General features: G+C 53.2%; 2 protein-coding genes. Both read right to left on the reverse strand.

Annotated features, from left to right (window positions below; all coding sequences use genetic code 11):
- Positions 1-400 (reverse strand): hypothetical protein (locus AK963_RS28380; RefSeq protein ID WP_202969905.1); only part of this gene is annotated, 400 nt, incomplete at its 3' end.
- A partial coding sequence (locus AK963_RS33895; RefSeq protein ID WP_202969906.1) for a hypothetical protein occupies positions 400-1,904 on the reverse strand: 1,505 nt, incomplete at its 5' end. The genes AK963_RS28380 and AK963_RS33895, both read right to left, overlap by 1 nt.

Genomic DNA, 1,904 nt, shown 5'->3' on the forward strand with positions numbered 1-1,904 from the left:
AGATCAACGTGCGTTCATCGCCGATGGCGTGCCAGCGTTGTGTACCACCGTGGGTTTGTGTCACGGCAGTGATCTGGCTGTATCCAGCGTAACTTTCCGGGCTGGTCACAACATCGGCAATCTGCATCTTAAAGCCCTGCTGCTGATTACCGTCAGACTCCACGATCAGGTACATATCGTCCTGATGGGCTGAATAATTTTTGTACACGGTGCGGTTACTGTCCGGCACCGTCGAGGTCATTGCCTTTGTCCAGCCAAATCCCGGTTTACTGCCGTAGCCGGTCACTAAAATCGCATCGAGCACTTCAATGATGGAATTTTTATAAGCGCCATAACCGCCGCTTAAATATTTAAATTCCGGGGCACCTGAATCGTTCCAGCTGTAGTATTGAACCGGCATCAGTCTGCATCCCCCCGAATCTGTAGTGTAAAATCGTCGTTGGTTTCCGTTCCCTGACCTGAAAGCACCGTTCTGCAAATCCAGACTGGCGCAAGACATCCATCGGTGTTAAAGCGGATAGTGTTACCTACTGCCCAACCGCTTCCCCACCCATCGGCTTTCAGGGTGAAATAGGGAACACCGCTTTCCGGGTTAATCGGAGCCGTATCGGCTGCTGTGGTGCCTGTGGTAATGATCCCGAGCTTTTCCTCTACCACCTGAAAGGCTGAACCACTGGTAAAGATGATCGCCCACTTGCCATAAATGGCACCCTTGTTCGTCACCAGAACCGGGAAATTGACCGTGTTGTATTGTGCCGTGGTCTGATCCCCAATCCGGTTATCCGTCCAGTTAGGAATACCGTTATCCCATACCTTCTGGCTAAAAAAGTTTTTCACTCTCGCCTGAAGATCGCCATAGACGACTGCACTGCTCACCGTGGTTTCGGAGGCAGGTAAATCCCAAGGCACCGGGGAGATAATGGAGAGGTCGCCGTTGATCTGAACGTCACTTAACACGCTCATGTGCTCAACCCGATCCTTAATGGTGAAAGGTGCAGATAGAGGGTTACTGCCAGCATCAATCAGGCTCAACGGATCGGCAAAGGTCACGGTTCCCGCCTCTCTATCGACGGTGTATTGATCGCTGGCCAGCAGAACCCCGTTGCTGTCTTCCACCACGATTTCCGCCTGATGGTCACGAGCCAGGTTAATCACCTGACCGGCTGTTGGCGTACCTGCATCGGTGCTTGCCGTGTGGCTGATGACCACAATATCCCCGGCACGATAGATAGGCACCTTGCCATCGGGAGGCAGGCGAACCGGATCAAGGCCGATCAATTCAGCGTCTAATGGTAGGCTGGTTTCCACCACGCAGTTATAACGGACACTCTGCGGGATAACGTAGATAGGCTTCTCTTCAGGAGAGCTGCCATCGGTAAACTGAAGCTCACACCAGCCTGTGGTTACGTCGATTTTTCCGACCACTTCTGCGGTGTTTATCTCGCCATTAAAATCCGCCGTTGCCGTGATAATGTCCCCGTTATCCACCCGAACGGCCGTGAGCTGCAAGCTGCCCTGACGGATCGGAGCACCGGGAGTACGGAAGGCGACCGCATCAATCTTAAAGCCAACGCCGATAGTGGCCGCTGCCTGAATGGTGGCGGTGCTGACCGATCCTTCGGGATAGCTCGCCAGTGTCGCCATGCCACCGCTGTAGTCAACCCTGCCTACCTGAACCCCGGCATTGGTTTCGGTGCTCAGGTTTTTATAGAGCGAACCGTCCCGATCAAAATAGGTTTCACCGTTCCATTCAAAGATGACGCTGCCGGGAAGCAGAACGGTATTGTCCATCAAGGGCAACAGATCAATGGTCAGTTCTGGCGAGGTGATATTCTCATTATACGGTGCATGAGTGAGGTTGCTCGCCTGTGCAATGGCGGTAATGGTGCTGCCGTTGAAGGTTT

The sequence above is a fragment of the Endozoicomonas atrinae genome, assembly GCF_001647025.1.
Taxonomy (GTDB): Bacteria; Pseudomonadota; Gammaproteobacteria; order Pseudomonadales; family Endozoicomonadaceae; genus Endozoicomonas; species Endozoicomonas atrinae.